Origin of the sequence: Rudaea sp. (genome assembly GCF_036383415.1) — a bacterium.
GTDB lineage: Bacteria > Pseudomonadota > Gammaproteobacteria > Xanthomonadales > Rhodanobacteraceae > Rudaea.
On record NZ_DASVOK010000343.1, the window covers coordinates 1 to 3,640 of the forward strand.

Sequence of the window (3,640 nt, forward strand, 5' to 3'; positions counted from 1 at the left end):
ACGTCATTCCGGAATGACGAGCAAAAACATCTACAACCACCCCTTCTGCCGCGCCAGCCGATAGGCCTCGATGCGGTTGCCGACGCCAAGCTTGCCGATCGCCTCGGAAAGATAGTTGCGCACCGTGCCCTGCGAAAGATGCAATTGCTCGGCGATGTCACCGGCCGACAGTCCTTCTCCGGCCAAACGCAGGACTTGGCGCTCGCGATCGTTGAGCGGATCGGCCTCGCTCCAGGCTTCGAGCGCGAGTTGCGGATCGATCGCGCGGCCGCCGCGGTGCACCTTGCGCAACGCGTCCGCGAGCTGGTCGGCCGGCGCGTCCTTGAGCAGGTAGCCGCTGACGCCCGCGTCGAGCGCGCGGCGCAAAAACCCGGGCCGCGCGAACGTGGTGACGATGACGACCTTGCACTCGATTCCGCGCTCGCGGATGCGCTGCGCAAGTTCGAGGCCGGTGAGACGTGGCATCTCGATGTCGGTGACGACGACGTCGGGCACGTCGCGCTGCACGAACTGCCACGCCTCCTCGCCGTCGGACGCGCTGCCGATCACGTCGAGATCGGATTCGAGCCGCAGCAGCGCGGACAAGGCACCGCGCACCATGGCTTGGTCTTCGGCAAGGAGGACTCGGATCATTTCCGGAAACGGGAAGCGGTTGGGGAAAATCGAAACGCCAGCGAATTCTACGCGCGCCGCAGCGTTGCCGCAGATTCGGATTCGCCGGCGGCCAACGGCAACGGCGCGGTCACCTTCAGCAACGTGCCGCGTCCCCGCTGCGAATCGACGTGCAGTTGCGCACCGATCGCGGCGAGGCGCTCGCGCATGCCGGCAAGGCCATTACCGGGCACGATCGCGCCGCCGCGGCCATCGTCCTCGACGCGCAGGGTCACGGCCTGCTTTGCCGCCTCAAGCACGATGCGCACATGCGACGCGCGCGCGTGACGCTGGATATTGGTCACCGCCTCGCGCAGGCTCATCGCCAACGCAGTCTCGACCTCGACCGGCAGGCAGACGTCGGCAATCTCGCATTCCAGATGCACGCCGTTCGACTGCAACAGCAGCTTTGCCGAAGCGAGCTCGGCGGCGAGTCCCGCCGCGCGGATGCCGGTGACCGCGCGCCGCACCTGGGCGAGTGCGTCACGAGCGATGCGCTCGACGTCGGCCATCTCGCGCTTGGCCGCGGCGGCATCGCGGTCGAACAGCTTGTTCGCGAGCTCGGACTTCAGCGCGATCAGCGACAGCGTGTGGCCGAGCAGGTCGTGCAGGTCGCGGCCGATGCGCTCGCGCTCGGCCGTCGCCGCGAGCCGGCGCACTTCGTCGTGACTCAGACGCAGTTCAGCCTCGCGCTCCTGCTTGCGCAGGAAATTGATGTTCATGAAGGCGACGGCGAGCGCGATCAGCAGGGCGCTGAGCAGATAAACCCAATAGAAGTGGAGCAGCACGATCCACTCGAACGAATACAGCACGAGTACGCAGAGCATGTTGCGCACCGCGACGCGCGTGCTGCCCGAGAACACCAGGTAGGCACAGCCGTAGATGATGTAGCCCTGCGCGCCCGGGTTGACCGGGGTGACCGCGAAACCGAGCGCGACCATGCCAAGCGCACACCAGATCACCTGCTTGCGGTCGCGGTAGTAGACGCGGAAGAACAGCCACAGGAACACGGCGAAACTGGCCAGCGTCGGCCACAGCCAGTTCGGGAAGCTGTCGCCGGTCTGGAACATCGGCGTGGCGAAGATCCAGAACGTCCACACCAGCATCAGCAGTGGCAACCAGTGCACCGTGCGTTTCGCGCCGATGCTGTGCGCGTAGCCGGCCAGCAGCGAATCGTCGCCCGGTTTGATGTAGTCGAGGATCATGATGTGCCCGCGGCAGCGCTTCAGCTCTTCGACGACGCCAGCCAGCGCTGCACGCCGACTGCGATCAGGATCAGCGGCCACCATTGGCGGACAAGGTGAGCGATGCCGGGGATCAGGCCGAAGTTGACGAGCAGGAAGAAGATGCCGAGTCCGATCAGGATCGCGCCCGTGGTTCTGTTTGCCGATTGCATGTCCTGCTCCTCCTCAGACAAACGCATTGTCGCATCGCCCACGCGCCGGGTGCGCGCGCGTCATGGCGTTCATGCCGTCCGTGCCAGCCAACGCCGCGCGACCGCGAAGCAGACGATCGTGAACACCGCGAGAAAACCGAGATGACCGAATGCGCCACCCGCATGCTCGCGCCCTATCGCTGCCAGCGCAAGCTGGGCGAGATGATACGGCGGCCAGAGCACGGCGATATCGCGGATGAACTGCGGCAGCATGCTCAGCGGCATCCACAGTCCGGACAGGAACGCCATCGGCAGGTAGATGAAGTTGACGATCGCCGGCGACGCGGACGCGTTGGCGCGGCTGCCGACCAGCAAGCCCAGCGCGCAGAACGGTAGCACGCCGAATGCCGCAATCGCACCGAGCAACAGCCATTGCGCGGGGTCGAGGCGCACGCCGCCGAGCGTGGCCGCCATCGCCGCGAGCATCGCGTAGATGATCAGCGCAAAGGCCATCGCCATGAGCATCTTCGCCGCGAGATAGGCGCCCGGCGGCATCGGCGCGACGCGCTTCAGCGCCAGCCAGCCGCGCTCGCGTTCGATCGCGATCGACACGCCGAAACCGAACAGCCCGGGCGCCATCACGCCGAATACGCTGTAGGTGGCGAACAGGTAATGGGCCGCAGCGCTGTTGCCACGGTTGAGCAGGACGCCGAATAGCAGATAGAACAGCGGCGGAAACAGCAGCGAGGGAATCGCGAATGCGGGCGTGCGCAGCACGCGCAGGAATTCGTATTTCGCTTCGAGCGCGTAGCCGCGCCATGCGTGGAACGGGACATGATCCGGTGCGGACGATGCGGCAAGGATCGTGTCCATCATGCAGCCTCCCTGGTGATTTCCACAAACGCCTCGGTAAGCCCCGCGCGACGAACCTCGAGCTCGCTCAGCTGCGCATCCTCGAACAGCAGCTGGCGCACGACGATCTCGGCCGCATCGGTGACGATCTCGACGCGCCCGCCGTCGCGCGCGACGCTGCGTACTTCCGGCCAGCGCGCAATCGCCGCGTCCGCGAGCGTGGTGACGCAGCGGATGCGCCGCGAAGCGACGCGCGCGCGGATCTCGGCGACCGTGCCCTGCGCGACAATGCGGCCCTGCGCGAGAACGACGACGCGATCGGCCAGAGCCTCGGCTTCTTCCAGATAATGCGTGGTCAGCACCACCGCGCAGCCCTCGGCGACGAGCTGGCGGATCGCGCGCCACATCGTTTCGCGCGCGTCGATGTCGAGGCCGGTGGTCGGCTCATCGAGGAACAGCAGTTCCGCGCGCCCGCAGATCGCGAGCGCGAACTGGGCGCGGCGCTGCTGGCCGCCGGAAAGCTTTGCGTAGCGACGGTCGAGCAGATCGTCGACACCGGTCAGCGCGACGATGTCGGCAACGGTACGCGGCCGCGCGTAATAGTTGCGGAACAGGTCGATCAGTTCGCCGACGGTCAGCGTTTCCGGCAGCGAGGTCGCCTGCAGCATCGCGCCGATGCGGCGGCACGCGGCCAGCGCATTCGGCGCCGCGTCGAACAGCGAGGCGCTGCCGGCATCGGCCCGCTGCAGGCCGACGAGCAGC

Annotated in this window: 5 protein-coding genes; all 5 read right to left on the reverse strand. The window is 66.8% G+C overall.

The annotated features are described in order from the left end of the window. Positions 1-30: 30 nt before the first annotated feature. The gene (locus tag VF497_RS12775) at positions 31-633 is read right to left on the reverse strand and encodes a response regulator transcription factor (protein WP_330889278.1); all 603 of its coding nucleotides are present in this window, start codon (positions 631-633) and stop codon (positions 31-33) included. A 47-nt stretch (positions 634-680) separates the two neighbouring features. After that, positions 681-1,856 (reverse strand): sensor histidine kinase, encoded by a 1,176-nt coding sequence (locus VF497_RS12780; protein ID WP_330889280.1) that lies wholly within the window; start codon positions 1,854-1,856, stop codon positions 681-683. A 20-nt stretch (positions 1,857-1,876) separates the two neighbouring features. Beyond that, a complete protein-coding gene (locus tag VF497_RS12785) occupies positions 1,877-2,047 on the reverse strand; it encodes a LiaI-LiaF-like domain-containing protein (protein WP_330889282.1) in 171 nt (56 codons plus the stop codon). A 69-nt stretch (positions 2,048-2,116) separates the two neighbouring features. Then, the gene (locus VF497_RS12790; RefSeq protein WP_414706900.1) at positions 2,117-2,899 is read right to left on the reverse strand and encodes an ABC transporter permease; all 783 of its coding nucleotides are present in this window, start codon (positions 2,897-2,899) and stop codon (positions 2,117-2,119) included. Then, the coding region (locus VF497_RS12795; protein WP_330889286.1) for an ABC transporter ATP-binding protein at positions 2,899-3,640 on the reverse strand (742 nt) is incomplete at its 5' end. The genes VF497_RS12790 and VF497_RS12795, both read right to left, overlap by 1 nt.

Coding starts and splice junctions, on each gene's coding strand:
- VF497_RS12780 (WP_330889280.1), bottom strand. CDS start 1,856: ATGATCCTCGACTACATCAAACCGGGCGACGATTCGCTGCTGGCCGGC.
- VF497_RS12785 (WP_330889282.1), bottom strand. CDS start 2,047: ATGCAATCGGCAAACAGAACCACGGGCGCGATCCTGATCGGACTCGGC.
- VF497_RS12790 (WP_414706900.1), bottom strand. CDS start 2,899: ATGGACACGATCCTTGCCGCATCGTCCGCACCGGATCATGTCCCGTTC.
- VF497_RS12775 (WP_330889278.1), bottom strand. CDS start 633: ATGATCCGAGTCCTCCTTGCCGAAGACCAAGCCATGGTGCGCGGTGCC.